Annotated in this window: 23 protein-coding genes and 1 other annotated feature; of the genes, 6 read left to right on the forward strand and 17 right to left on the reverse strand. The window is 38.6% G+C overall.

Annotation, left to right across the window (positions count from 1 at the left end; all coding sequences use genetic code 11):
• Window positions 1-58: 58 nt before the first annotated feature.
• A complete protein-coding gene (locus IGI46_RS13875) occupies window positions 59-811 on the forward strand; it encodes a peptidylprolyl isomerase (RefSeq protein ID WP_429973637.1) in 753 nt (250 codons plus the stop codon).
• A 58-nt stretch (window positions 812-869) separates the two neighbouring features.
• Here IGI46_RS13875 and fabZ read toward each other — a convergent pair whose 3' ends face one another.
• Window positions 870-1,316 (reverse strand): 3-hydroxyacyl-ACP dehydratase FabZ, encoded by a 447-nt coding sequence (fabZ, locus tag IGI46_RS13880; RefSeq protein ID WP_429973638.1) that lies wholly within the window; start codon window positions 1,314-1,316, stop codon window positions 870-872.
• A 158-nt stretch (window positions 1,317-1,474) separates the two neighbouring features.
• Between fabZ and fabI the strand changes: the two genes are divergently transcribed.
• Window positions 1,475-2,230 (forward strand): enoyl-ACP reductase FabI, encoded by a 756-nt coding sequence (fabI, locus tag IGI46_RS13885; RefSeq protein WP_207703123.1) that lies wholly within the window; start codon window positions 1,475-1,477, stop codon window positions 2,228-2,230.
• 87 nt (window positions 2,231-2,317) lie between these two features.
• Here fabI and IGI46_RS13890 read toward each other — a convergent pair whose 3' ends face one another.
• Window positions 2,318-3,334, reverse strand: coding sequence for a branched-chain amino acid aminotransferase (locus IGI46_RS13890; protein ID WP_429973639.1), 1,017 nt, complete (start codon window positions 3,332-3,334; stop codon window positions 2,318-2,320).
• A gap of 168 nt (window positions 3,335-3,502) precedes the next feature.
• Here IGI46_RS13890 and IGI46_RS13895 point away from each other — a divergent pair, with 168 nt between their 5' ends.
• Entirely contained in the window at window positions 3,503-4,411 is a 909-nt protein-coding gene (locus tag IGI46_RS13895; RefSeq protein ID WP_429963674.1) for a mechanosensitive ion channel family protein, read from the forward strand.
• Window positions 4,412-4,474: 63 nt separating this feature from the next.
• On the opposite strand, the gene rpsN is transcribed toward IGI46_RS13895, so the two are convergent.
• The 5 genes from rpsN to racE all read right to left on the reverse strand — a co-directional run bounded on the left by rpsN (window position 4,475) and on the right by racE (window position 8,216).
• The gene (gene rpsN / locus IGI46_RS13900; protein ID WP_429973640.1) at window positions 4,475-4,744 is read right to left on the reverse strand and encodes a 30S ribosomal protein S14; all 270 of its coding nucleotides are present in this window, start codon (window positions 4,742-4,744) and stop codon (window positions 4,475-4,477) included.
• Between the two features lie 216 nt (window positions 4,745-4,960).
• The gene (gene cbpB / locus IGI46_RS13905; protein ID WP_429963676.1) at window positions 4,961-5,452 is read right to left on the reverse strand and encodes a cyclic-di-AMP-binding protein CbpB; all 492 of its coding nucleotides are present in this window, start codon (window positions 5,450-5,452) and stop codon (window positions 4,961-4,963) included.
• Between the two features lie 93 nt (window positions 5,453-5,545).
• Window positions 5,546-6,058 (reverse strand): metallophosphoesterase, encoded by a 513-nt coding sequence (locus tag IGI46_RS13910; RefSeq protein ID WP_429963677.1) that lies wholly within the window; start codon window positions 6,056-6,058, stop codon window positions 5,546-5,548.
• A gap of 4 nt (window positions 6,059-6,062) precedes the next feature.
• Window positions 6,063-7,400, reverse strand: coding sequence for a ribonuclease PH (rph, locus tag IGI46_RS13915; RefSeq protein ID WP_429973641.1), 1,338 nt, complete (start codon window positions 7,398-7,400; stop codon window positions 6,063-6,065).
• Window positions 7,401-8,216, reverse strand: coding sequence for a glutamate racemase (gene racE / locus IGI46_RS13920; protein ID WP_429963679.1), 816 nt, complete (start codon window positions 8,214-8,216; stop codon window positions 7,401-7,403).
• A 152-nt stretch (window positions 8,217-8,368) separates the two neighbouring features.
• Between racE and IGI46_RS13925 the strand changes: the two genes are divergently transcribed.
• Complete coding sequence (locus tag IGI46_RS13925; protein WP_429973642.1) at window positions 8,369-8,608, forward strand: hypothetical protein; 240 nt, start codon at window positions 8,369-8,371, stop codon at window positions 8,606-8,608.
• Between the two features lie 86 nt (window positions 8,609-8,694).
• Here the strand turns inward: IGI46_RS13925 and IGI46_RS13930 are convergent, their stop codons facing one another.
• From IGI46_RS13930 to IGI46_RS13945, 4 genes are read right to left on the reverse strand one after another with little or no spacing between them, the layout of a single operon-like run.
• Window positions 8,695-9,351, reverse strand: a complete 657-nt coding sequence (locus IGI46_RS13930; protein ID WP_429973643.1) for an amino acid ABC transporter permease — start codon at window positions 9,349-9,351, stop codon at window positions 8,695-8,697.
• Window positions 9,352-9,366: 15 nt separating this feature from the next.
• Complete coding sequence (locus IGI46_RS13935; protein WP_429973644.1) at window positions 9,367-10,011, reverse strand: amino acid ABC transporter permease; 645 nt, start codon at window positions 10,009-10,011, stop codon at window positions 9,367-9,369.
• Window positions 10,004-10,840, reverse strand: coding sequence for a transporter substrate-binding domain-containing protein (locus IGI46_RS13940; protein WP_429973645.1), 837 nt, complete (start codon window positions 10,838-10,840; stop codon window positions 10,004-10,006). The genes IGI46_RS13935 and IGI46_RS13940 overlap by 8 nt, the downstream gene beginning before the upstream one ends.
• 10 nt (window positions 10,841-10,850) lie before the next feature.
• Window positions 10,851-11,588, reverse strand: coding sequence for an amino acid ABC transporter ATP-binding protein (locus IGI46_RS13945; protein ID WP_429963684.1), 738 nt, complete (start codon window positions 11,586-11,588; stop codon window positions 10,851-10,853).
• A gap of 267 nt (window positions 11,589-11,855) precedes the next feature.
• Here IGI46_RS13945 and trpS point away from each other — a divergent pair, with 267 nt between their 5' ends.
• Window positions 11,856-12,866 (forward strand): tryptophan--tRNA ligase, encoded by a 1,011-nt coding sequence (trpS, locus tag IGI46_RS13950; protein ID WP_429973646.1) that lies wholly within the window; start codon window positions 11,856-11,858, stop codon window positions 12,864-12,866.
• Between the two features lie 60 nt (window positions 12,867-12,926).
• Here trpS and pheT read toward each other — a convergent pair whose 3' ends face one another.
• The 6 genes from pheT to lepB all read right to left on the reverse strand — a co-directional run bounded on the left by pheT (window position 12,927) and on the right by lepB (window position 24,864).
• Window positions 12,927-15,347, reverse strand: coding sequence for a phenylalanine--tRNA ligase subunit beta (gene pheT, locus IGI46_RS13955; RefSeq protein ID WP_429973647.1), 2,421 nt, complete (start codon window positions 15,345-15,347; stop codon window positions 12,927-12,929).
• 6 nt (window positions 15,348-15,353) lie between these two features.
• Window positions 15,354-16,397, reverse strand: a complete 1,044-nt coding sequence (gene pheS, locus IGI46_RS13960) for a phenylalanine--tRNA ligase subunit alpha (RefSeq protein ID WP_429963687.1) — start codon at window positions 16,395-16,397, stop codon at window positions 15,354-15,356.
• A gap of 39 nt (window positions 16,398-16,436) precedes the next feature.
• Window positions 16,437-16,633, reverse strand: a binding site (T-box leader).
• 45 nt (window positions 16,634-16,678) lie between these two features.
• Window positions 16,679-17,023: a winged helix-turn-helix transcriptional regulator gene (locus IGI46_RS13965; RefSeq protein ID WP_429963688.1), complete on the reverse strand. Its 345-nt coding sequence runs from the start codon at window positions 17,021-17,023 to the stop codon at window positions 16,679-16,681.
• 66 nt (window positions 17,024-17,089) lie between these two features.
• Complete coding sequence (addA, locus tag IGI46_RS13970) at window positions 17,090-20,785, reverse strand: helicase-exonuclease AddAB subunit AddA (RefSeq protein WP_429973648.1); 3,696 nt, start codon at window positions 20,783-20,785, stop codon at window positions 17,090-17,092.
• On the reverse strand, window positions 20,775-24,245 hold the full coding sequence (locus tag IGI46_RS13975; RefSeq protein ID WP_429963689.1) for a PD-(D/E)XK nuclease family protein: 3,471 nt from the start codon (window positions 24,243-24,245) through the stop codon (window positions 20,775-20,777). Before IGI46_RS13975 ends, addA begins: the two co-directional genes overlap by 11 nt.
• Before the next feature lie 76 nt (window positions 24,246-24,321).
• A complete protein-coding gene (gene lepB, locus IGI46_RS13980; protein WP_429963690.1) occupies window positions 24,322-24,864 on the reverse strand; it encodes a signal peptidase I in 543 nt (180 codons plus the stop codon).
• A 175-nt stretch (window positions 24,865-25,039) separates the two neighbouring features.
• Here lepB and IGI46_RS13985 point away from each other — a divergent pair, with 175 nt between their 5' ends.
• Window positions 25,040-25,636 (forward strand): nitroreductase family protein, encoded by a 597-nt coding sequence (locus tag IGI46_RS13985; RefSeq protein ID WP_429963691.1) that lies wholly within the window; start codon window positions 25,040-25,042, stop codon window positions 25,634-25,636.
• The last annotated feature ends 657 nt before the right edge of the window (window positions 25,637-26,293 follow it).

Genomic DNA, 26,293 nt, shown 5'->3' on the forward strand with positions numbered 1-26,293 from the left:
AGGAAGCGGCGACTTTTTTTGTTATGATAGAAAGGAAAGAATTTGAAGGGAGATTTTTATGCAACTAAAAAAAATATTATTAAGCAGTTCATTAATCCTATCGATCGGAATTTTTGCTGCCTGCAACTCTGGTAATAACGCCAGTGATAGTTCTTCAGAAAGTACCGCCAGCTCAACGCAGAAATCGAGCGTCGACCTAAGTAAAGTAGATCTTCCACAGCTTTCCAATGAAGTAACTGACGATGAATACTTAGTGGAAATGGATACCACTGCAGGAAACATCAAGATTAAACTGTTTCCTAAAGAAGCACCCAAAACAGTAGAAAACTTCGTTACTCATGCTAAGGATGGCTATTATGATGGAACTACCTTTCATCGTGTAGTAAATGACTTCATGATTCAAGGTGGCGATCCTAAGGGCGATGGAACCGGTGGTGAAAGTATTTGGGGCGATCCATTTGAGGATGAAATTTCACCAAGTCTTTACAACATTCGCGGAGCACTTTCGATGGCTAACGCTGGTGAAAATACTAATGGTAGTCAGTTCTTCATCGTACAGAATAAAGATGATCAAAGTGATGGTTTAGCGATTCAGTATACACCAGAAAAAATGATCGAAGCTTACAAAAATGGTGGTACACCCGGTTTGGATGGCAAACATGCTGTATTTGGTCAAGTGACTGAAGGTATGGATATTGTGGACAAGATTGCAGGAGCTGAGACCGAAGCTAACAGCCAAGGTGAAAATTCTACTCCAGTCGAACCTGTGAAGATCAACGAGATAAAAATTTTACAAGAACCTAAAAAATAATCTTTAAGTTTTTAATAAGCCGAAGTCGATGGATTCATCTGACTTCGGCTTATTTGCGCTATTTTTGTTCTTTATCTCCTACAATAAAGGTAAATTCGCAATCAGTTACGGTAGTATCCCCTACTGTCGCCCATGCTTTCGCTGTACCGACTGCTCCCTTCATTTTTTCGATATCAAAGTTCAAATAGAGAGAATCCCCTGGTTTTACTTTTTCATGAAAAACGGCTTTATTGATTCCACCAATGTAGGCTGTCTTCCCTTGGAAAGCTTCAGATTTTAAAATTAGCAATGAACCTGCCTGGGCTAGCGCTTCAACGATCAGTGTTCCTGGCATCATTGGTTCATTTGGAAAATATCCTTGAAAAAAGTCTTCATTCATTGTTAGATTTTTTACAGCAGTAATATGTTTTTGGTCTTCAAATTCTACTACAGCATCTAAATAGTAAATTGGGAAACGATTGGGAATAATTTCCATGATTTCTTCAACATTCATTAATTTTTCCATGGTTGCACCTCGGCATCTTATTTGTTTGATTATCAAACTATCATAGAATCTCTTTTTTTTCAAGCACTATTAGATTGATGAAAAAATAGTTTGACAATCAAACAAATTTCCAACATAATGTGTTCATACGAAAATTTAAGTAGGAGTGTGTCAACCGCATGTCATTTTTAACTGGAAAGAAAATACTGGTGACAGGTGTCGCTAATAAACGAAGTATTGCTTGGGGCTGTGCGAAAGCTATTGCCGATCAAGGAGCAGAAGTCATTTATACTTACCAAAACGAACGCATGAAAAAGGGATTAGTTAAACTAGTTGGTGAAGATGCACCAATGGTTGAACTGGACGTTTCTAAAAATGAGAATATTGAAACTGCTATGAATACGATTAAAGACTTAGTAGGAAACATCGATGGCTTTGTTCATTCGATTGCTTATGCTAATAAAGAGGAGCTATCAGGAAGTGTTTCCGAAATTTCTAGAGACGGTTTCAGCTTAGCTCAAGACGTAAGTGCTTATTCCCTATTAGCATTGACTAAATATGCTTTACCGATCATGAATCCTAACAGCAGCATTGTTACTATGACTTACATGGGATCAGAGCGTTCAATTCCTAACTACAACATGATGGGAATTGCTAAAGCTGCTTTAGAAGCTGAAGTTCGCTATTTAGCGACTGAATTAGCACCTAAAGGAGTTCGAGTAAATGCCATTTCAGCAGGTGCAATTAAAACCTTAGCAGTAACTGGTGTAAAGGATTATCAATCTCTGCTTTCACTTTCAGAGGAACGTACTCCTGATAAAGTCAGCGTTACAATCGACGAAGTTGGTCAATCTTGTGCCTTCTTAATCAGCCCATTAGCAAGTGGAATCGTTGGCGACATTATTTATGTCGACAAGGGTGTTCACTTGAGCTAAGCGAAATTTTAGAAATAAAAAAGATCCTAGCAATCTCTCACCGATATTTTACTCGGGAATTGATTGTTAGGATCTTTTTATGTTTGCTTAATTCACTTCGTAAATCCATCCTTTTGGTGCTTCCACATCACCAAATTGAATACCGACTAATTCTTCGTAAAGCTTTTTAGTTACTGGGCCAACTTCTGTTTCACTATAAAAGACGTGGAAATTATCTCCGTTTTGAATACCGCCAATTGGCGAGATAACTGCTGCTGTACCGCACGCCCCTGCTTCCGCGAATTGATCTAATTCGTTTAGATACACATCTCCTTCAACAGTTTCCATACCAAATCGTTCCTTTGCCAAGTGCAACAATGAATACTTAGTGATACTTGGTAGAATTGATGGAGAGATTGGTGTAATAAACCTGTTGTCTTTCGTAATCCCAAAGAAATTGGCTGAGCCAACTTCCTCAATCTTAGTATGAGTCGCGGGATCTAAATAGATACAGTCAGAATAATTCCCCTTATGAGCTTGATACCCAGGTAGAAGGCTCGCGGCATAATTCCCCCCCACTTTGGCTGCACCAGTACCTTGAGGCGCTGCACGGTCGTATTCAGACACAATAAAGTTAGTTGGTGCCATTCCACCTTTAAAGTAAGGCCCTACTGGCATACAGAAGACTGAGAACAAATACTCAGGAGCTTCTACTACACCGATGTTATCGCCTATTCCGATCAGATATGGACGAATATACAAAGTTGCTCCAGTTCCATAAGGAGGCACATATTCTTCATTAGCCAAAACAACCTGTTTGATTGCATCGATGAATTTTTCTTCTGGAACCCCAGGCATGCACATTCTTTCAGCACTGCGATTCAAGCGTTTGCTATTTTCATCTGGGCGAAAAAGATTAATTTTACCATCCTTGCGTCGGTAAGCTTTTAATCCTTCAAAACATTCTTGTCCATAATGCAGACAAGTTGAGCCTTCACTAATCGTAATTTTATTATCTTCAGTTAAATGGCCTTCATCCCATTCACCATTTCTCCAATTTGAGATATAGCGATAAGGAGTTTTCATATAGTTAAACCCCAGCTCTTCCCATTTTATGCTAACCATTCTACCATCTCCTTCTTATATAAAAGTTAGTCTACCACTTTGTTGGAAGCTTGTCATGAATATTTTCATACTTTTTGGAATTTTCTGGATATTTATCTTTAGCGTGACTATCGACATATTTTTTAAAACTTGTTAGAATAAAATTCAGCAAAAGAAAGGAAGTCCTTTATGCTTTTTTTAGCAATACAAACAACCGACTCTACAGGCCTTGATGTAGTCGATCAAGCCACTGAAAAATTATCAACCTGGCAACGCTATTGGCAATCAATTGATTGGGATACTGTCTTTTCGACCTTCATTCAAAAAGGAATTACTTTAATTATTATCTTAGTACTCTTTGGCATTATAAAAAAGGCCGGGAATTTCTTAATTACCCGATCTTTTGAACGACAAAAGCGGAAGGTTGCAGGTAACACTACACGAATTGAAACGATTCATACATTGTCTGCTAATATCTTTTCTTATACCTTGTTTTTTTTCTTTCTTTATTCAGTCCTAGATACGATTGGTATTCCAGTAGGATCACTTCTGGCAGGTGCTGGGATTGCTGGGATTGCTATTGGTCTTGGTGCTCAGGGTTTTATGAACGATATCATTACCGGTTTCTTTATCATTTTGGAGCAACAAATTGATGTAGGGGATTATATAAAACTTGTGAATTTGCAAATTGAAGGTACAGTGACCTCCGTGGGTATTCGTATGGTTCAGCTAAAGGCTGCTGACGGAACTGTACATTTTATCCCGAACCGAAACATCACGACGATCAGTAATTTGTCTCGGGCTCATATGCAAGTCTTAATTGACGTAAGGATTCAGCCTAATGAAGGCTATGAAGAAATAAACCAATTAATTCAAACAGTAAATAACCGTTTAGGCGAAAACTATAAAAAGGATATTTTTGATGGCCCTAATCTTTTTGGGATGGTGGATCTGGGTAACGGTAATTTTGCTATTCGAACCGTCATGTATGTAACCAATGGTAAACAGCTGCTGTTAAAGGAAGAATTCTTAGCTGCTTATGTTAAGGAGCTTACGGAGCATGGCTTTACCATTCCTAATAATCCAATTAAGATCTAACTAAAGAAGGTGACTTGGAAACAATAGTGTAAGTCACCTTCTTTTTAATTAATAATTGTTTAACTACCAGCTAGCTTTCTTCACACCTGGAATTTGCCCCTTGTGAGCTAACTCGCGGAAATGAATTCTAGACATACCAAACTTACGCATATAGCCTCTAGGGCGTCCGTCAATTAAATCTTTTTGCTTTAACCGATTTGGATTTGACTCTTTCGGTAACTTAGCTAAGCCTTCATAATCGCCTACTCTCTTTAGAGTCTGACGTTGTTCTGCATATTTTCCAATGATTGCTCGCTGCTTCTGAGCTTTCACAATTTTTAATTTTTTTGCCACCCTTATACTTCCTCTCAATTAGTCTTCTTATGGATTAAATCGTAATGATTTCTTTTAACGACTAAAAACAAAATACTCATTTGTTGAAAAAAAGTCAACCATTGTGTATTTATCGTGTCATGCAAAACAAAATAAGTCGTTCATTCCTTAGTTTTCTTACGGACTAAATAAGCTCAAAAAAGAAGCAACCTTAAATTGGCTGCTTCTTGATTTGATCTATTTTGATGCTGTTGGCTGCAACACGAATTTTCCAGAGACAGGTCGTTTCTTATCTAACTCATGGAAGGTATGGTTAACAGCTTTTAAAATCTCACGCCGTGTTACAATTCCTTTGAATACGCCGTCATCATCTAAAACGGGGATAAACGCAGCATCTACCAACAAATGCATAATATCTTCCAATTCACAATTTTCTTTTACCACATCGATTTCAGTATTCATAACATCTGCTACAGTATACTTACTTAAATTTTTAGTGTCTATTCCGTTAAGATCCATCATTTTGTTGACTACATCATTTAGGCTTAGTAAACCAATAAAGCGATCACCTTTATCAAGTACCGGAATCTTTGAATATCCAACTTTTGAGAGTACTAATAAAGCATGCTCTAAAGGATTGCCAACCATGACATTCGCTACATTTTCAGCCGGAATCATCATTGCGTCTTTCTTTTCAGACATTAATTCTTCGATTGCACGACTAATCATACAACAGCCTCCGTTTCTACTTTCCAATTCTATTTTACTGAAATATCTAAAAAGTAAGGGCTTTTTCGCTCAATGTTAAGCAAAAATTAGAAACTATTTTACAAATTCTGCTGACAGCTCTTCTATCGGTCGATGTGCCCGATTATAATATTGGACAGTATAGGTTGATTCTGTGCTGTTAATAAGTGCATAGCTGGGTACTTGAATCGGTCCCCGCGGCTGAGAAATACTTCCAGGATTCACGAAAAGAATTCCTTTATCCATTTCAGCAACTGCTTGATGGATATGACCAAACAAGGCTATAGTCGCGTCTTCTTCTTGTGCCTGTAGTGAAAGCATCGTTAAACCAAACCGAACATTTGAGCGGTGACCATGCGTCATGAAAATACGATCTTGTCCAATTGTTACTACCTGCTCTTGTGTATAGCCAGGATCGTAATCACAATTCCCAGCCACTACGATAAAGGAATCCCAAAGGACATCTTTAGCCTCCAATTCTGAATCGCCACAATGGAACATGGCATCTACTTTTCCATCATAACGATCCAATAAATCGACTAAAATCTGACGATCCCCATGATTGTCACTAACTACCAAATATTTCATTTGCTTATCCCTCCAACCAATTTTGCCATACTTTTTCCATTTTTTTCACTGCTTTTGCTCGATGACTCACTTCATTTTTTTCAGCCGCCGTCATTTCAGCTGCTGTTTTGTTAAATTTGGGAACAAAAAACAACGGGTCGTAGCCAAAACCATTATCTCCCTGCGGAATACGTGCAATCCGCCCTGGCCAATCAGCTTCCACAACTAAACTTTCTCTATTTGGTGCAGCGAAAACCAATGTACAATGGAAATGTGCCGTACGCTTTTCATCTGATACTTCTGTCAATTCATGTAACAGCTTTGCATTATTGGCGGCATCACTTTTATGTTCCCCAGCAAAACGTGCTGAATAAACTCCTGGCATCCCGTTTAAGGCATCTACAGCCAAGCCTGAATCATCTGCTAAAACTGGCTGTTGAAGGATCTGAGCAATAGTTTCAGCTTTCAAACGTGCATTTTCTTCAAAGGTTGTACCCGTTTCCTCAACATCTGGTAAATTGGGAAAATCTGCTAATGTTTTGATCTGATAGCCGGCTGTTGCAAATAAAGCGGCAAATTCCTTCGCTTTTCCTGGATTACCGGTAGCTACAACAATTGTTTTCTCTGGAGCCTCTTCAGATTCACTAGTATACAGCGATTCTTTTTGATAATTAATCAATTCTTCTATTCCAGCTTTACCATGTAAAATCAAAGCATTTAGTTCATTATCATCAAAAGTTGCTTCTTCACCAGTTCCTTGAATCTCAACGAAACGACCGGATTCAGTCATTACAATGTTCATATCAACGGCAGCTGAGGAATCTTCGACATAATCTAAGTCAGTTACTACCTCACCCGTTGGTAAAATACCGACACTGATTGCTGCTAGATGTTCTTTAATTGGATCCTCAGTTAATTCACCAGCTGCCAATAATTTATTAATTGCCAAGCGCAAAGCAACGAAGCCGCCAGTAATACTAGCTGTGCGGGTTCCACCATCAGCTTGGATCACGTCACAGTCAATCACAATACTGCGCTCACCTAATTTAGCCAGATCAATAACAGCTCGTAATGCTCGACCGATTAATCGCTGAATCTCCATAGTTCTTCCTGAAAGTTTGCCTTTAGCGCTTTCTCGGCGATTACGAGTATTTGTTGCTCGAGGCAACATACTGTACTCAGCAGTTACCCAACCGGTTCCTTTACCTCGCAAAAAGGGGGGAACAGAATCTTCTACAGTTGCGGAACAAATAACTTTAGTATCTCCAAAAGAAATAATTACAGAACCTTCTGGATGTTTAAAAACATTTATTTCAATCGTCACTTCTCTTACTTGTTGTTGACTTCTACCGTCATGTCGCATTTATTTCCCTCCCAAATGTATATGTCCAACCTCTAATGTTTTAAGTCCTAACCACTCACCAGCAATGTCTTGAAACATCTTAGGCGAACCCGTTGTATAAAATTTACAGGTTTTTGCTTCTTTACGATCATAGTTATTCAAACTAAAATAATCCAACAATGTGCTTAAATCATTGACTGTTTCTGCACCAGAATCAATTAGTGTTACCTCACTGCCCATCACATTTTGGATGATTGGGCGTAATAATGGAAAATGGGTACAGCCCAAAATTAGAGTGTCAGGTTTATCGTATAAGAAAGGTGTAAGAGTTTCAGCCACAACCTTTTTGGCAACTGGACTAGCCGATTGATTACTCTCTACCAAGGCGACGAATTTAGGGCAAGGTAGACTGTGAACTTTGACTTCAGGAGATTTCTCCTGTAATTCCTGTTCATACATCGCACTTTTTACCGTTCCCTCAGTGCCAATTACACCAATTAATCCAGTTTTACTGACCTTCAAAGCTGAGCGTGATCCAGGCTGAATTACGCCAATGACGGGAATATCCACTTTTTCTCTTATTTCTTCTAATGCGACTGCTGTTGCTGTATTACAGGCAATTACCAACATTTTTATTCCTTGCTTAATCAAAAACTGAGTCATTTGCCAAGTAAATTCAATTACTTGTTTGGCCGGACGAGGTCCGTAAGGACAGCGTGCGGTATCTCCAAAATAAAGAATATGCTCGTTAGGCAATTGTCGCATCGCTTCTTTTACAACGGTCAAACCGCCAACACCAGAATCAATAAAACCGATGGGTAATTCATTAGACAACATTTCTCATCCTATCTTTTACAAGTTTCATCTTATTTTGTACTTTTTAGGCGTTTTTTTCAAGTCCTAGATTTTTTATCGGCTTCTTCCTTAAGAAGCCGCTTTCTTTGGTAGAATAATCCCTTGATGGTAAAATAAGACAAGAGGTGATTCAAATGAAAAAAGAAGAATTAGCGGAAAACCTAAGAAAAACTTCTGCTGGAAATATCAATGAAGATCCTACCACTAAGAATAATAGCGAGATTTTGAAGAAAAAACATCCTAAGAATTCTACTGAAAAAGATTTCAATTTTACCGAACGCTTAGGTAAAACAGTCGCCGGTGCCATGTATGAGGATCCTGCTATGGAAAAAACACAAGAGGAAACTGAAGAACAAATGGACAATAATAAATAGTAAATTGAAGGTGCTGATATAAATTTTATTAGCACCTTTTTCTGCAAAAAAAGCCAGAGAAGCTCGTAGCTTTCTCTGGATATTGTTTAATAATTATACTTGCTGTTTTCCAAATAACGGGAAGCCAAAGATAAGGCATAACAAACTACAAAATACATCGCTGTCATCACAATAAACATGGGAATGACATAGTTGGTATTTTGACCATAAACAATTCTGGCATTATGCATCAGTTCTGGCAATGAGATAATGACTGCCAATGAAGTGTCCTTGATTAAGGAAATCAATTGGCTTAAAATTGCTGGAAGCATTGATTTAAAGGCCTGTGGAATAACAATAATTGTCAAGGTTTGGACATAGGTTAATCCAGATGACAAGCCTGCTTCTGTTTGTCCTTTTGGTACAGCGTTTAAACCCGCCCGGAAGATTTCAGACAGCATCGCCGACTCAAAGATAGTTAAAGCTGCCACCGCTGCCCAAAAAATATTCAGCTTAATCCCAATTTGTGGTAACGCAAAGTAGGTAAAAAAGATAATTAAGAGTAACGGAAGATTCCGGATAATATCAACTACTACTCCAACTACCTTTGATACAATTGGAATATCACTGTAGCGCACCGTTCCGGCAATCCCGCCTAAAATCATACTAAAAATAATTGAAACAATTGATACTTGAATCGTAACCCAAAGCCCGTCTAAAAGGAATCGGATATTGATCCAAGAAAATGCACCGCTAAAGTCCATTACTTTCCTCCCTTTCTAGACGCTTGCCCAATGTTTATCCAAATAATTCATTAGATATGACAATGGCAAGGTTAATATTAAATAGAACAATCCAACAATGATATACGTACCGAATGTATTAAAGGTTGTGCTGGCAATCAGATCTCCTTGATACATCAAATCCAATCCAGCTACCATTGCCAAAATTGAAGAATTTTTAATCAGGTTAATAAATTGATTTCCTAATGGCGGAACCACAATCTTAAAAGCTTGTGGTAAGACAATGTAACGCATTGTCTCCGCATAAGAAAAACCTGAAGACAGCCCAGCTTCCATTTGTCCTTTTGGTACAGTTTGAATCCCAGAACGAACTGTTTCTGCAATAAAGGCTGAGGTATAAATGGTCAAGCCAATTGTACCAGCCTGAAAACCATCAAAACTGTAAAAATACATCGGTGCTACTACATAGAAAAACATCACGATGATTAACAATGGAATATTTCTAAAGAAAGCTACATAGGCCTTTGCTAGGTTCCGAATCACACTGTTATGTGACAATTGCAAAATTGCCATCAGTGTACCGATAATTAAACTAAAAATTAATGCCAGAAAACTGGCATACAGGGTAAATTTAAACCCTTCAAAAAATTCGCTGGAATAACTACTAAATAACTCAGCCATTAAACTTAGCCCCCTTTGCTGCTTTTCCATCTGGATCATTAGGGAACCATTTATCGTAAATCTCATCATAGGTGCCATTATCGTGCATTTTTCTTAATGCACTATCCACTTCATTAAGAAAATCTTCTTGACCCTTATTGATCGCGATTCCGTAAGGTTCTGTAGTAAAGGTACCACCAACCAAACCATAATTATCATTCTCAGAAGCCATACCCAGCAAAATTGCATTATCAGTAGTCATAGCATCTCCCTGGCCCGATTGCAAAGCTGTAAATGCCTCTGCATAATTTTCAAGCTCCAGAATATTGGCCTGAGGTGCGTGTTCACGAATGTTTACCGCAGAAGTTGACCCTTTTACCACTAAAACAGTATCCTGATCTGTTAAATCCGTGATACTTTTAATGTGACTTCCTTTTTTTACTAGTAGAGACTGACCGGCATCAAAATAGATATCAGAAAAATCAACTTGACCTAGCCGCTCTTCAGTGATGGTCATGGTCGCAATAATCCCATCGATATTTCCATTTTTTAATAAAGGAATTCGTGTTTTGGAAGTTACTTCGACGAATTCCGCTTTGCCTTCCTTACCAAGAATTTCTTTAGTGATTGCTCGGGCAATATCAATATCAAAACCTTCAACTTCTCGAGTTTTAATGTTCATCATTCCGAATAACCGGGTATCGTATTTGACTCCCCAGGTAATAACCGGATCTTTTTTGATCCGCTCTGCAATATTTTCGTTTGCGACACTGTCCCCTTTGCAGGCTGATAGTCCAAAGACTACCAATACTAAGAGAAAGAAGGAGACAATTTTTTTCACTTTTGACATAGTCATCCTCCTAGTGATTAATTACTTTGCTTACAAATTGTTGTGCTCTAACCTCTTTAGGTTTTTCAAAGAATCCCTCAACATCGCGAGTATCCTCTAAGACTTCGCCTTCTGCCATGAAGATAATCCGATCGGCTACTTCACGAGCAAAGCCCATTTCATGCGTAACTACGATCATGGACATGCCGTCTTTGGCAATTTTCTTCATAACGTTCAGTACATCACCAATCATTTCCGGGTCCAACGCAGAGGTTGGCTCATCAAATAAAAGCAAATCAGGATTCATTGCCAGTCCCCGAGCAATTGCGATCCGCTGCTGCTGACCACCAGACAACATGGATGGATGGGAATCCTTCTTATCTAGCATGTCTACCCGATTCAATAGTTTTTCTGCGGTTTTATTGGCTTCAGCTTCTGATTGCTTCAGTACCTTGATCGGTGCCAAAGTAATATTTTCTAACGCCGTTTTATTGGGATATAAATTAAAATGCTGGAATACCATTCCAATGTTCTTACGGATGTCTTTTAACTTCACATCCTTGCTATGTAAATCTTTCCCATTTACTAATAAGTGTCCGGATGAAATCTGTTCCAAACCATTGATACAGCGAAGCATCGTGCTTTTTCCGGATCCTGAAGGGCCAATCACCACAACTACCTCACCTTTATCAAAAGCCAAATTGATATTTTTCAAGGCATGAAACTTTCCATAATACTTCTCAACCTCTTTAAATTCGACCATTGCCATGTATGAACACCCCTACTCTTCCTAATTTAATTCTAATTTTTCAGACCTAGCTCTAATTATATGCTAAGTTTTTTTTGTTTGTAAAGAAAAAAATCTCATGCTATAGAAAAACAATTTCAAAACATTACCAATTGATGTGAGGTTTAGTCACATTGACACTCCTGGACAAATATCGCTTTAAAGAATTAGCAGTTGTTTAAATGGCGAAAAAAAGGTACTATTTTAAGGTAGGTTGAAGACTAAATATACGATGAAAAGGTGGAACAAATGACAAACATTATCCTGACAGGCGACCGTCCGACAGGTCAATTACACTTAGGACATTACGTAGGCTCTCTTAAAAATCGCGTAACTATGCAAAGTGACCCGGAAAATGAATTATTCATCATGGTTGCAGATATGCAAGCTTTGACAGATAACGCTAAAAATCCGGAAAAGGTTTCTTCCAATATCTTACAGGTAGCCTTGGATTACTTGGCAGTTGGCTTGGATCCTGCCCGCACAACCATGTTTATCCAATCTCAGATTCCTGAATTATCAGAGCTGACCATGTACTTTTTAAACTTGGTCAGTGTTGGCCGTGTGCGCCGCAACCCAACAGTGAAATCTGAAATCGAACAAAAGGGCTTTGGCGATAGCGTACCAGCAGGATTCTTCATTTATCCGGTCTCTCAAGCTTCGGATATCACTGCCTTTAAGGCAAACCTAGTCCCCGTTGGCGAAGATCAAAAACCTATGCTGGAGCAAACGCAAGAAATAGTGCACAGCTTTAACAGTACTTACGGTGAAATATTGGTTGAACCTAAGGGCGTTTTTCCAGATAAAGGGATGGGACGTTTGCCAGGTATTGACGGCAACGGAAAAATGAGTAAATCACTTGGCAACGGTATCTACTTGGCAGATTCGGCCGAAACCGTAGCTAAAAAAGTCATGAGCATGTACACTGACCCAAATCATATTCATGTGGAAGATCCAGGCCAGGTGGAAGGCAACATGGTCTTTACTTATCTAGATGTTTTTGGTAAGGATAAAGAAAAAATCCAAGAGCTTAAAGCTCATTACCGTCGGGGCGGTCTTGGTGACGTGAAGATTAAGCGTTACTTAATCGAAGTACTGGAAGAAGAACTGCTACCTATCCGTACTCGTCGAGAAGAATTTGCCAAAGATCCTGCCCAAGTTATGGCAATGCTGAAAGAAGGCAGTGAAAAAGCCCAAGCTGTGGCTGCACAAACAATGTCTGAAGTCAAAAAAGCCATGGGTATTTCCTATTTTTCTTAAAATGAGACAATTAAAAAGACCGGTTTGCAAGAATTTCTTACAGCCGGTCTTTTAGTTTGTCTAGCGGATAACCGCTGAGACTTCTTTCTCTAAGCTTTTGGTTACTTTACTCATCCATTGATTGATTTCTTCATCAGTCAAGGTTGCTTCAGGATTAACGAAGGTTAAGCTGTAAGCCATTGATTTCATGCCCGTTTCGATAGAATCACCTTGATATACGTCGAAAACATGAACATCTGACAAGAAACGGCTAGCTGAATCACGAATAACTTGACTGATCTGTGCATTCGAGATTGATTCCTCTACTAAAATTGCAATATCCCGACTAACTGATGGATATTTAGAAACTGGTGAGTAAACTAATGGTTCTTTTTCTACGTTTAGTAAGGCATCCAGATTCAATTCAGCAACAAAGGCTGATTTTATTTCATAGTTTTTAGTTACTTTGGGATGAACTTGTCCCACAAAACCAACCACTTTATCCTCTAGATAGATGGCTGCCGTTTGTCCAGGGTGCATATCTGACATTGCTGAGCTGGCCTGATAGCTGATTTTTTCACTCAAACCTAAACCATCAATTAATTCTTCAACAATTCCTTTAGCAGTATAGAAATTAACCAGTTCGGCTTTTTCCGCCCAGGTTCTGTCTACAAAATTACCCATTAAAGCAATTGCTACGTGTTTTTCCTCCAAAGGCAAATCCTTTTTCGGATCATTGTCTTGATAAAATACTCGACCGATTTCATACATTGCTATATCATTATTTCTACGAGCTGCATTGTAGGATAAATCTTCCAATAAACCACTGACTAGATTCAAACGTAACACTGAGCGTTCTTCACTCATTGGCCAATCCAGACGAGTAAACTTGCTTTTGCGTATTGTAAACTGCCCAGCCTTTTCTTCGGTTGTTAACGCATAACTGATTGCTTCATGCAAACCACTCGCTTCTAATAAAGAACGAACTTTACGAGTATTCTTTTGAGCATCAGTCAATCTGCCAGCAACCGTTTGTCCACTTGGAAGTGTTGATGGAATATTGTTATAGCCGTAAATACGAGCGATTTCTTCCATCAAATCCGCTTCAATCGTAATGTCCCAGCGACGCGGAGGAACACTAACAGTATAATTACTATTTATTTCTTCATAAGCAAAATCCAAAGCATCAAATACTGCATTGATGTCAGCAATTGTTAATGATGTTCCCAGAAAATGATTGACGTTTTCCAAATTGGTAGTGACTGCGACATTTTCCGGGTCAACTTTGCTGCCTAAAACGCCACCCTCCAATACCGCTCCTCCAGCTAGCTCAGCAATCATTGCTGCAGCAACATCGCCAGCCAAACTGATTGTTGCCTGATTGATCCCCTTCTCAAAACGAGCAGAAGATTCACTGCGTAAATTATAAGCTTGAGAAGTTCGACGAATAGAAACAGTGTCAAACATTGCAGATTCTAGTGCAACAGTCGTTGTAGTATCGGTAATTTCTGAATCCAAACCACCCATTACACCAGCTAGAGCAACTGGAATTTCACCGTTGGTAATCACGATGTTTTCTGGATTTAGGTTACGTTCAACGCCATCTAAAGTAGTCAACACTTCTTGATCATTCGCTCGGCGAACCAAGATTTCTTGACTACCCAATTTGTTATAATCAAAAGCATGCAGCGGTTGACCGAACAATAATAAAATGTAGTTGGTTACGTCTACAACATTGCTAATCGGACGAATGCCTTCGTTCATTAAACGATTTTGCAACCATTGTGGACTTGGACCAATCTTAACATTCTCAATGATACGAATTTCATAATGAGGAGCATCCTTTTCGTCAGCTACTGCTACTTTAATATGATCGGCTGCCTTTTTAGCCATCTCCTTTAGTTCAACTTCAGGAAATATTGCTTTTTTACCATAAATTGCAGCAATTTCATAAGCCACTCCACGCATACTTAATGCATCGGCACGGTTAGGTGTTACCGATAAATCTAAAATACCATCATCCATATCTAAATAAGAAAAGACTGGTTCACCTGTTACCGCATCCTGTGGTAAATAGTAAATACCATCAGCAAATTCTTTAGGAATTACCGAATCACTATAGCCTAATTCCTGCAGAGAACAAATCATCCCATTGGATACTTGACCTCGCATTTTACCTTTTTTAATTTTGACATTTCCAGCAATTCGTGAACCTGGTAAAGCTACAATCACTTTAATTCCAGCTTTTACATTCGGAGCACCACAAACGATTTGTGATAGTTCTTCTTCCCCAATATCCACCTGACAAATTGATAAATGATCGGAATCAGGATGTGGAATGCACTCTTTTACATCGCCTACCACAATCTTTTTAAGTCCATTTTCAGGGACTTCAACACCTTCAACTTCAATACCAGTTAAGGAAAGACGGTCTGATAATTCCTGCGGTGTAATTCCTTTTAAATCGACATATTCATTTAGCCATTTATATGAAACAAGCATGATCTGTTATTCCCCCTTGAACTGTTCTAAGAAACGAACATCATTTAGATAGAAGTTTCGAATGTCGTTAACCCCATAACGCAGCATTGATACACGGTCTGGTCCGATACCAAAAGCAAAACCCGAATATACTTCTGGGTCAATACCAGACATTGACAATACATCAGGATGCACCATACCAGCGCCTAAAATCTCAATCCAACCAGTGTATTTACAAACATTGCAGCCTTTGCCTCCGCATTTAAAACAACTAACATCCACTTCAACCGATGGCTCAGTGAAAGGAAAATAGCTTGGACGTAAACGTATCCTGCGATCCGCACCGAAAATTTCCTTAATAAAGACTTCCAACGTTCCTTTTAAGTCAGCCATCGTAATTCCTTTATCAATTACAAGTCCCTCAATTTGATGGAACTGATGACTATGAGTCGCATCATCAGTATCTCGACGGAATACTTTCCCAGGAGAAATCATTCGCAAAGCACCCTTTGAAAAATCATGTTTTTCCATTGTGCGAGCCTGTACTGGTGAAGTATGCGTCCGGATCAGAATTTCCTCAGAGATATAAAATGTATCCTGCATATCTCTAGCTGGATGATTTTTCGGCAGGTTCATACGTTCGAAGTTATAATGATCGCTTTCAACTTCATAACCTTCTACTACTTGATAACCCATTCCAACAAATACGTCTTCAATCTCTTCCATCACTTGTGTAATCACATGACGGGTTCCTTGAACCATTTGATTACCAGGCAGAGTCACATCAATTGTTTCTTCCTCCAAGGCCTTTTCTAAAGCAATTTCGGTTAACTCGACTTTGCGAGCCTCGATTGCTTCAGTCAGCAAATCGCGAATTTCATTAGCAAAAGCTCCAACTTTTGGTCTTTCGTCTTGCGATAAATCGCGCATTCCTCGCAGAACTTCTGTTATTGGCCCTTTTTTACCTAATGTTTCAACCCGAATCTGCTCAACTGCCTGAAGTTCTTCAGCATCGGAAATCTTCACTAAAGTCTGGGTTTTCAATTCTTCTAATTGATTTTGTAAACTCATCTTTCTACTTCCTTTCCACAAAAAAAAGACCTTGTTCCGTAAAGGAACGAGGTCTCGCGTTACCATCCTAATTCGCCAATTTTTGGCGCACTCACATTTTTAACGGCCACAGCCGGTCAGTTACGACAAACTCCGGAAGTGAACTTCACCTTTTATCTCCTAATCTGCTTCCAGTCTGTGGCAGATATTCCCTTAAAAGATCCTAAAAGATTACTCTTTTCCATCAACGCTTTTTAACTATTTAATTGACTATTTCATACTACAAGAAAATGACGATTTTATCAACTACATTCTTGCTCAGTAATCCATTTTTCTCCCCATTCATGAAGTTCCTTCATCACGCTGTCCAACGCTTTACCTTTATTAGTCAAACAATAATCTAAACGTTTTTGGCCTTCATTACCTGAAATACGTGTGACCAATCCTTCTTGTTCCAACTCTCTTAATCTTTCCGCTAAAACACGATCGCTTACATGAGGAATCTTGGCGGCCAAATCAACAAAACGTTGAGGGCCTTCTTCCAATAATACATCGATAATCAAGCCGTTCCATTTTTTCCCTAAAATCGTAAAGCCTTTTTCAAATTTTGGACATAGAGAAAATTTAGTTTGTTGTATTTGTTCCATTTTTCTCACCTCGTTATTGAAAGTATAGCATATTACTTACAAATGATAAGTATAGTTTGCTTGGGTCTAGTGATTTTCTAATAAGTCTATCACCTTTTCTCCTCGCAGAAAAACAATATTTAGGGAACCCACTGGTTTATTTTTAGCATTTTCTAACGCTTCTTTATAGAGGAATAATTGTCCTCGATAGCGATCAATTAAGTCCTGCTCTCTTTCAATTGTGTAATAATCCGTTTTAAAATCGTACAAAACTAAATAATCGGAAAACTCGATGTAGCCATCAATAATCCCGTGTATTAGCAAATCATCCTTAGCTTGATATTCTTTGAATACTTCATTTGCTGGCAACAGCATGGCAAAAGGTTCCTCCCGATATGCTTGGGTTGAGTTCGCTAAAACCTCTTGTCCCAGCTCACTATTAAAAAATACTAATAATGACTGAATAGAGATCGCTTCTGCTAATTCCGAAGTTAGGGTTTCGCCTGCAACCAATTCATCGATTAAGCTTTGAATGCTTTCCTCAGTCGGTTGTTTATCCAACGAAATCAGTTGCATAATAAGATGCGTTGCCGTTCCAATTTCTGTTGCTGAAAGTTGACTTTTGGTCTCCAAAAATTTTGGTTTACTTAAGCCTTCTTCAGTAAAGCGGTAGATCGGTTCCGGGGATCCTTTTTCTCCGAAATCAAGAGAAATAGCCTCGCGGTTATCTGGGTCATCATACATACGTTTAAGCTCTGATACAGATTGGTAGCTAGTTGTTTTGGTTGCTTCTAGGTAAGGATACTGATAAAGCAATCTTTTTTTGACGGCGGAAATATCCACATCGATTAATTTTTCAATCTCACGCTGCTTTTTCTTTGGCATAAATTTGGCAATCCGTTTCTCTATTGAATTAGGCGAAATAAAAGAAATCGAAAATCTAGCTGGTTGTTGAGCAACTTCTGGTTGCGAAGCAGTAGTCCCTGCCAATTGATATCCTTCCATCTCAGGATGACGAATCAATGTCTGCCCTACCCAATCAAAAAAGGTCCCTTTGGTACGAGAAGAAACTGGTAGAACTAATTCTGGGTTATTAGCCGTAGCTGACCACTTTTTCAAGGCCTCCTCTTGGTTACTGTATGAGCCTACCAAAAATAGTTTTTGCTCCGCCCGGGTTAAAGCAACATACAACTTGCGCATTTCCTCGGAAAGCAGCTTACGTAAATTCACCTGTTGAACAGCATCGAAAGCTAGGGTTGAAAAACGAATACGGCTTTCAGGAGTTAAATATTTTACTCCCAGCCCTAATTTTTCATCAAACGCATAGCTACGTCGAGTGTCCGCCAAATTGAAGGCTTTGCTCATATCCATGACAAATACCGCTGGGAACTCCAGCCCTTTGCTGGCGTGGATTGTCATTACCCGAACTGCATTGGTAATTTCTTCGCTCTGCGGTTCAGCTAAATCTTTGTCCTTTTCCTGCATTTTTTCGATAAAACGAATAAACTGATACAAGCCTCTGAAACTACTTCGTTCATAATCCTTTGCGCGTTCAATCAGAGCTAGAAGATTGGCGTATCTTTGCTGACCGGCGGGCATTCCCAACACATAGTCAAGATAGGCCGTTTCATCATAAATTTTCATTACTAAATCAGACAATGCCTCTTGCCGAGAGAATTCTCGCCAATCAAGAAAAAGCTGATAAAAGTTCTTTAGTTTTTCACTGGTTCGATCGTCTTTCTCCGCCATATATTGCTTCGTAGCCAGATAAAATTCCTTCTTTGGCTGCAATAAACGAACTTGTGCGAGTTCTTCCTCTGTCAGGCCGACAATTGGTGAACGAAGCACTGCTGCTAGTGGAATATCCTGATACGGATTATCGATGATCTGCAATAATGCAATCATCACTCGCAGCTCTGTCGACTGAAAATAATTTTGCGTATCGTTGATTGACAAAGGAATCTCCAACTGTTTAAAAACCTCTAAAATTGTTAAGTTATTACTTTTAGTCGGCGTCAGCAAAACAATATCCCGGTAATCAATCGGGCGCATTTTCTTTTGCTTCTTATCATAAATCTCGAAGCTTTCGTAAACTAACTGACGAATTTTAGCAGCAACCATAACGACTTCACCAGTCGCTTTGTCTTCGATCCATTCCGGAGTTTCTTCGTCTTTTTCATAAACCAGCAACTCCGTTTTAAAATCTTCGGATGCTGGAAAAGCTGTAAAGCCATTAATCAACTCTGCTTCGTGATCATAAGCAATTTGTCCTACCTCTTGATCCATCAGCTGTTTAAAAACTAAATTGGTGAAATCTAGAACTTCTTTTCGAGAACGAAAATTTTCTGCTAAGATAATTCGTCGACCACCGTCTTGTTGAGCAAAATCATGGTATTTTTGAATAAATAGCGTTGGATCAGCTAAGCGAAATCCATAAATTGATTGCTTTACATCCCCTACCATAAATAAATTCCCACGGTCTTCATTTTCTGAAGCTAAGGCTCGTAAAATCGTTTCTTGCAGTTGATTAATATCTTGGTACTCATCCACTAGAACTTCGTTAAAGCGAGAACGATAATAACTTTCAGCTGGAAAAGAATCATCCACCTTAGTCCGTAAAATCTGTAACGTAAAATGCTCTAGATCGTTAAAATCCAGCAAACCTTTTTCCCTTTTTTTAGCAGAATAACGCTCAATAAATTGTTTCTCAACTCTCACCAGTTCTTCAACAAGTGGTCGGACAGCCTGCAGTCGTTCTACATGTTCTTCAGGAGTGGCTGCAAAAAATCCGATTTTTAATTGTGTCAGTAAATCTTTAGCTGTTTGACGTTTGTCTTTCAGTCGCTCGATTGTTTCGCCGTATAGTTCCTTCACCTCTTTTTTACGGGGTGTCGGGAATGTTGGAAAACTGAAGACTTCCATTAATTGATAAGCATCAGCTAAGCGATTTTCCTTAATTGTCTGAAGTAAATCTAATGCAAATTGCTTCTCAGTCTCAGCTAAAATAAATATTTTTTCCAACTCTTTGCTTGCTTCACTTAACTCCAGCATTTCCTGATAAAGCTCACTAGCATCCTCTACAGCTTGAACAAGCTGTGGACGCAAACTTTCCTGATAAAGGTTGCTATCAACTAAGTTAGTGATACTGTAGTTTTTTAGTAGTGAATCCAACCAATCAAAGGGCGACGGATTTGCTCGGGCAAATTCATACATGGCTAGAATTAAATCTTCGAGACCCTGATCACTGCGGTCGTTAGAGAAATTTTCAGTTAATCGATAGAAAATTTCTTCGTTTTGTTCGTAGCATTCCTCTCGCAGTTCATCCCAAACATCTTCTTTTAGTAGAATTGTTTCGGTGGCATCCGTTAGCATGCGATAACTAGGGTCTAAATCGATCAAATAAAAGAATCGTTGAATTACCTTTGAGCAAAAAGAGTGCAAGGTTGAAATATTCGCCATCGGCAAAAGAGTCAACTGTCGGGTAAAATGATTCTTGAGGTCTTGATTTGTTTCTTCATTGATTGCTTCTTGCAAAGCACTTTGAACTCGTTCCTTCATTTCACTAGCAGCTGCTTCCGTAAAAGTAACTACTAACAGTTGGTCTACTGATAAACGTTCTCGTTTCACTTTTTCAATCACTCGCCGAACCAACACTGCTGTCTTACCTGAGCCCGCTGAAGCGGAAACTAAGAGATTATCTCCTTGATCATAAATTGCTTGCCATTGGGCATCGGTATACATCTCGTTGGGTGCTTTTGGAGGGATCGTAAGTTTATTCATCATGCAATTCTTCCTCCATTCGTTTCAATACTTCTTCACGAGGCATTTTTTCTAATCGATGATAATTATTTTCCTTTAACATAACATCAAACTTGCAAACGCTGCGGAAAGGGCAGTACTGGCAAGCAACTCGCTTACTGTCTTTGAATGTTGGATCAAGCTTAATCTCACCAGATAAAATTTCATTCCCTGCCTCTTGGATTTTCTTGCGATTATAGTCTCGCAATAAATCAATTTCAGCTTGATCATAAAACTTATCTTTCGAAGGTCCAGCTGGTAAAATTTGTCCTTTGGCGTCTTTTCGCAATGGAAATAATAAAGAATTTTCCTTTTCTTCTAAGCTGTAATCCATCTCTTTAAATAGCTCAGCATCCTTCACAAATAACCCGTCATATTTATAGGCTTTTAAAGTTTCTCGCTCCAAGTTTTTCGTATCAGTTAAAACTGGATTGTGTACATGCAGGTAGTAAGCCCCCGCCGGCTTAATTAATTTATCACTGGTTAAATTAAAATCACTGACTGCTACATCCAAATAAGTTATTAATTGCATGGCAATTCCGTAGTAAGCATCCACAATATTAAAACTACGATCGCTTGATTTATAATCCACAACACTTAGCCAGTCAGCATGATTGCCTTTAATTTGATCCAAGCGGTCGATTTTCCCGCGAACTGCTAGCTCACCACCATTCTTCAAAGGCAGCTGGATACCAGGAATACCTTTTTCTCCAGCTAAAGAACCAAATAAGACTTCCGTACGTTGCGGTCGCAGATTGGTCTTTAAACTTTGCTGAACCAACCCCCAACTCACTTTTTGAATTGTTTGCGACAACTGATAGCGTATATAGTTCATGCGAGCCGAGCTGGATAAGATTGCAAACTTCACTTCTCCAAAGATTTCCTCCAGTACTTGATCAGCTAAAACCGTACGTTGCGCTTCTGTTAAGTCAATCAAAGCTAACCCTTGCTGGTGAATCATCCGGAAAAATCGGTCTAAGGCTTCATGATAAAAGTCACCTGCTGCTGCGGGTGTTAAACCATATATTGTTCGCTCCTTCAAACCTAAACCAAATTGGGCAAAATACTTATACTGGCAATTATAGAAGTTTTCAATTCGGGAAACTGACACATAAAGATTTTTACCATACAGCTTTTCAGCCGTTTGCGGCTGCAAAAACTGAGGAATATTTAAAGCCTCTAAGCTCGAAAAAACTCGTTTAGTTAAGCTGGTCAATTCAGTAGTCTCAATAAAATGTATTAATTGCCGCCAACCGGAGCGCATGGGTTCAGTCTGATCTAACGAAAGGCGATTTAAATGAATTAAATCCGACAACAGCGTTCTTAAGGTTCCAACATAATTTTCTGGTAGAGTAGTAAGGTTCAATCCACTAAACGCTTTAACTGGAATACCCAAGTTTTCGCTAATTCGTCGTAAAAAAGGCGAAATGGCCAATTGTTTCTCACCATCAATCGTAGTTGCGACTGTTAAATACAGCTTTTCACTACCAGATAAAAAAACATGGTAAGCTAAAAATGGTTCCCGATTAACATTAGAACTGTTATTTTCCGGTAAAAATTTTCCTTCAGCCAATTCGGCATTAATTCCTTCACGTTCTTCCGGAGACAAAAGACCGCGATCATCAAAACGTGCTGGGAACTCTTGATCATTCAAGCCAATAGCAAAGGTCACTTTAGCTTGATCAGCCCGAGCCAATTCCAAGTTGTTGACCTTCACTTGATCAATTGCTGTTGGTATTTTTCCATAAGTTAAATTGGTTAAACCTGCCAAAAATATTTCTTGAAAATCTTCCCAATTAAATCTGCTTTCGCCATAAATCAACGCATACTCATCTAACAAATCCATTAAAGCCTGCCACGTTTGTTCATGGTTTCGCGCCTTTTCCAGATTTCCTTTTTCCACTTCCTTATCCCGCCAGAATAGGAGCTGTTGTTTAACTCCGGCATCTTCCAAGAATTGATAGAAATATTTAGCAGCAGATAATCCATTTTCAGCCTTCTTCATGCTGGAAAAGAAATCTGGCAGGTGTTCCTGAATCATATGTCTAACTTGATTGGTAACAACCTGTAAATCAGTCGCATCATTGAAAGTTTCTTCCTCAAAATCATAGTCGACAAAAACCCAGTCTTCAACTTTCGTCCAAAAACTACCGCGGAAATTGTATGCTAAGCAAACATTTTCTGTTTGATCGATCTTCTCTCGCAATTCAATTAACTTAATCTGACGTTGTTCCTTCCAATTAAAAGGAACCAACAATTCTGTTCGCAACAATCGGAATACATCAGTAATTCGATAATTGTAAGAATCAACCAAAAAAAGTGCCTGTAAAAATTCCACTAATGGATGACTAATCATTTTCTGGGTTTCATCTAAATAAAATGGAATATTTAATTGCTCAAATAATGAAGGCAAAACAGTGCTATAACAATCAAAATTACGAATCAAAATTTGAATGTCTTTATAGCGGTAATTTTCTTCCGAGACCAAGCGGCGAATCTCATTGCCTACATGACGAACTTCATCTGACGGACTGAGCTGTTTCCAAATTGCAATAGTAGAATCCTCGTTTATACTCGGTATTTTTTTTCCTTGCCAGAACTGACTCAGAAGATTCAATTGTGTATCTTGCGCATCAGCTTTTTGATCGTGATGAACAGGTACATGCTGCTGATCAGCCAATTGTTTCAATTGAAAATAAGTTTTTCCTGAATCAGCAAACAAATTCAACGGATGCGGTTCTTCGTTGGAATATCCACGATCCAACTCTAACGACACCAGTAAATGTCCGCAGTTCATCAGAGTAGACAGAATATTCAATTCACGGGCATTAAAGCGGCTAAAACCGGTTAAAATAAACAAACTATTTTTTATCGATTGATCCTGCAGCAAATTGTGCAACATCAATAATGGGTCTTCATTTTTCACCTGGTAATTTGTTAAAGCTGTTTCATACTCCTGATAGATCAAACGCAAATCCGATAACTTCAGTTGTTCATCCTTGTTTCCAGTTACTTTAGCCAAGTCCTCAACAGTTACATTCCCAATCTGCATTTCCTGATAGAATTGGACCAGTTGTTGAATGAATCCAGTCTTGTTGGTTTCACCGCGAAAAATAACCAGTTCTTCTCGCTGTTCATGCAATACTTTTCTTAAAATCATCGCATTACCCGAATCTGTTAAAACATTGCCAGGAATTTTTCCCTGTTTTTGTAAAAAGTACCAAGCCAATCGTTCAAAACTAAAAACCTGTGCCCGAATGGAACTGTATTCATCCTGACTTTTCATCGTTTCCAGCAATTGAATTTCTTGCTCGAATTTATTATAGTTAGGCACAATGAAAAAAACACGATTTTCTGGAGCTTTATCTAACCACTTCCGTGCAGTGTTAACCATCTTTTCCTGTGCATTATTCTGTCCAGTACCCAATAGAAATTGTAAAGACATCTTTTTCCCTCATTTCATAAATGAATGGTCTCCGCTTATTATAACAAAAAAATAAAAAAAAAGACTAGCTTTCCAGCTAGTCAATAGTTCCGATTCGAGTAATTGGCCAAAAAACAAATTTCACATCGGCCATAACATCCTTTTCATTGATCATACCAATAATTCGGCTGTCCTTGGATATTCGGCGGTTATCTCCTAATACGAATAGTTCGCCTTTAGGCACTTCTTCCTTATTAAATAGCTGTTTCAAAGTGAAATCAGCTGTTAAGGGCTGGCTATCCGTCAGTTCACTCTTGTACTCATCAAGATAAGGCTCATCAACTTTATCTCCATTAATGTATAATTGATCCTCACGATATTCGACTTTATCTCCTGGCAAACCGATTACTCGCTTAATATAGTTCTTGCCTGGATCATCGGGTGCTGGAAAAGTAATAATGTCAAATCGCTTCACATTCGTATTTTTTAAAGCAATTACTCGTTCACCGTCAATCAATGTAGGATCCATTGAGTCTCCCTTTACTACAACTGGAGTAAATACAAATTGACGAAGGGCAAATAAGATTGCTGCCAAAATGACAAAATAGAGAATGGTTTTAATTAATTCTTTTGCTTTCATTGCTTTCCTCCAACTAATTCATAAAATAAGTTTACCATAGTCTTTTAGATTTGCGATCTTTTCGCTCTGCTTTTAGGAAAAATTACTTTTTCTTCCATGAGCATATTCCTTTCCTTACTTTTTGTAAGGTGATATAGTTCATATTGTGATAACTATAGAAAAGGTGGAATTATTGATGACTACATTTTTAGAAACACTGAAAAATCGCCGTTCCTTTTACGCTTTAGGACGGGAAGTAAATTTATCAGAAGAGGAAATTTCTAACATTGTGAAAGAAGCAGTAAAGCAAAGCCCCACTGCTTTTAATGCACAATCTCCAAGAGCAGTAATTTTGTTTGGCGATGCTCATGAAAGACTATGGGAAATAGTTGAGGAGGCTTTGAAGCCATTGACACCTCCTGAAGCCTTCCCAAATACCCAAAATAAATTATCTGGCTTTAAAAGTGGTTTTGGTACTGTACTTTTCTTTAAAGAAAAAGATACTGTTAAGCATTTACAGGAAGAATTCGAATTGTATGCTGAAAACTTCCCTGTTTGGGCAGAACAATCAAACGGAATTGCCACTGCAAATACTTGGACGGCTTTAGAAGAAGCAGGATTAGGTGCTAATCTACAACATTACAATCCAGTTGTGGATGAAGCTGTTGCTAAAGAATGGGATATTCCTGCTAACTGGGAACTACGTTCTCAATTAGTCTTTGGTTCCAAAGAGGGGACTCCTGGTGAGAAAGAATATCTCGCTGACGATCTTCGTTTTCGTGTGATTCGTTAAAACATTAAGAAAGCTCTTAAGACCTGCTTAAATGCTGGTTCTAAGAGCTTTTTACTTTGTTCACTGAAACAGCAACATTTTTGTACTACCTATCTATTAAATCAACTCGAGCAATGGTGAAAAAAGCTTTTAGCATAAAATCCTGCTAAAAGCTTTTTTGATTGAGAACCTTATTATTGGGATAACAGGGTTCGAACCTGTAATTGCTCGATTCAGAGAATAGCTTACGTAATTTTTTAAGTACTAAAAGAAATTAAAAAAGCTCTATACCAAGGGTTCGGCACTTCATGTATTTTTTTCGATAGTAAAAATATATTATTTAACTTAGCCAAAGTCTTAGCCAAACTCCTAAAATAACACGTTATAATAATATAAAAAAGGCCACTCCCCGCCAAGTTAGGAAGTGGCCACGTAGATAACAACGGAGGTGTGAATATTCTCCACTGCTAGTATAACACTATTTCAAATAAAAAAGCCACTTCCCTGCATTAAGGAAGCAGCAACTAAAGAGACTTGAGGTGTAATCATCCTCAAGCGTAGTATAGCATAAAAAAGGCCACCCCCTGACGACTTAGGGAGTGGTTATGAAGAAAAATGATAGAGAGCAACTAACTCTCCTCACATAATATATCACATTTGAGACAAAAGAAGCCACCC

Origin of the sequence: Enterococcus sp. AZ163, assembly GCF_050498925.1 — a bacterium.
In the GTDB taxonomy this organism is placed as follows: domain Bacteria; phylum Bacillota; class Bacilli; order Lactobacillales; family Enterococcaceae; genus Enterococcus_A; species Enterococcus_A ferrettii.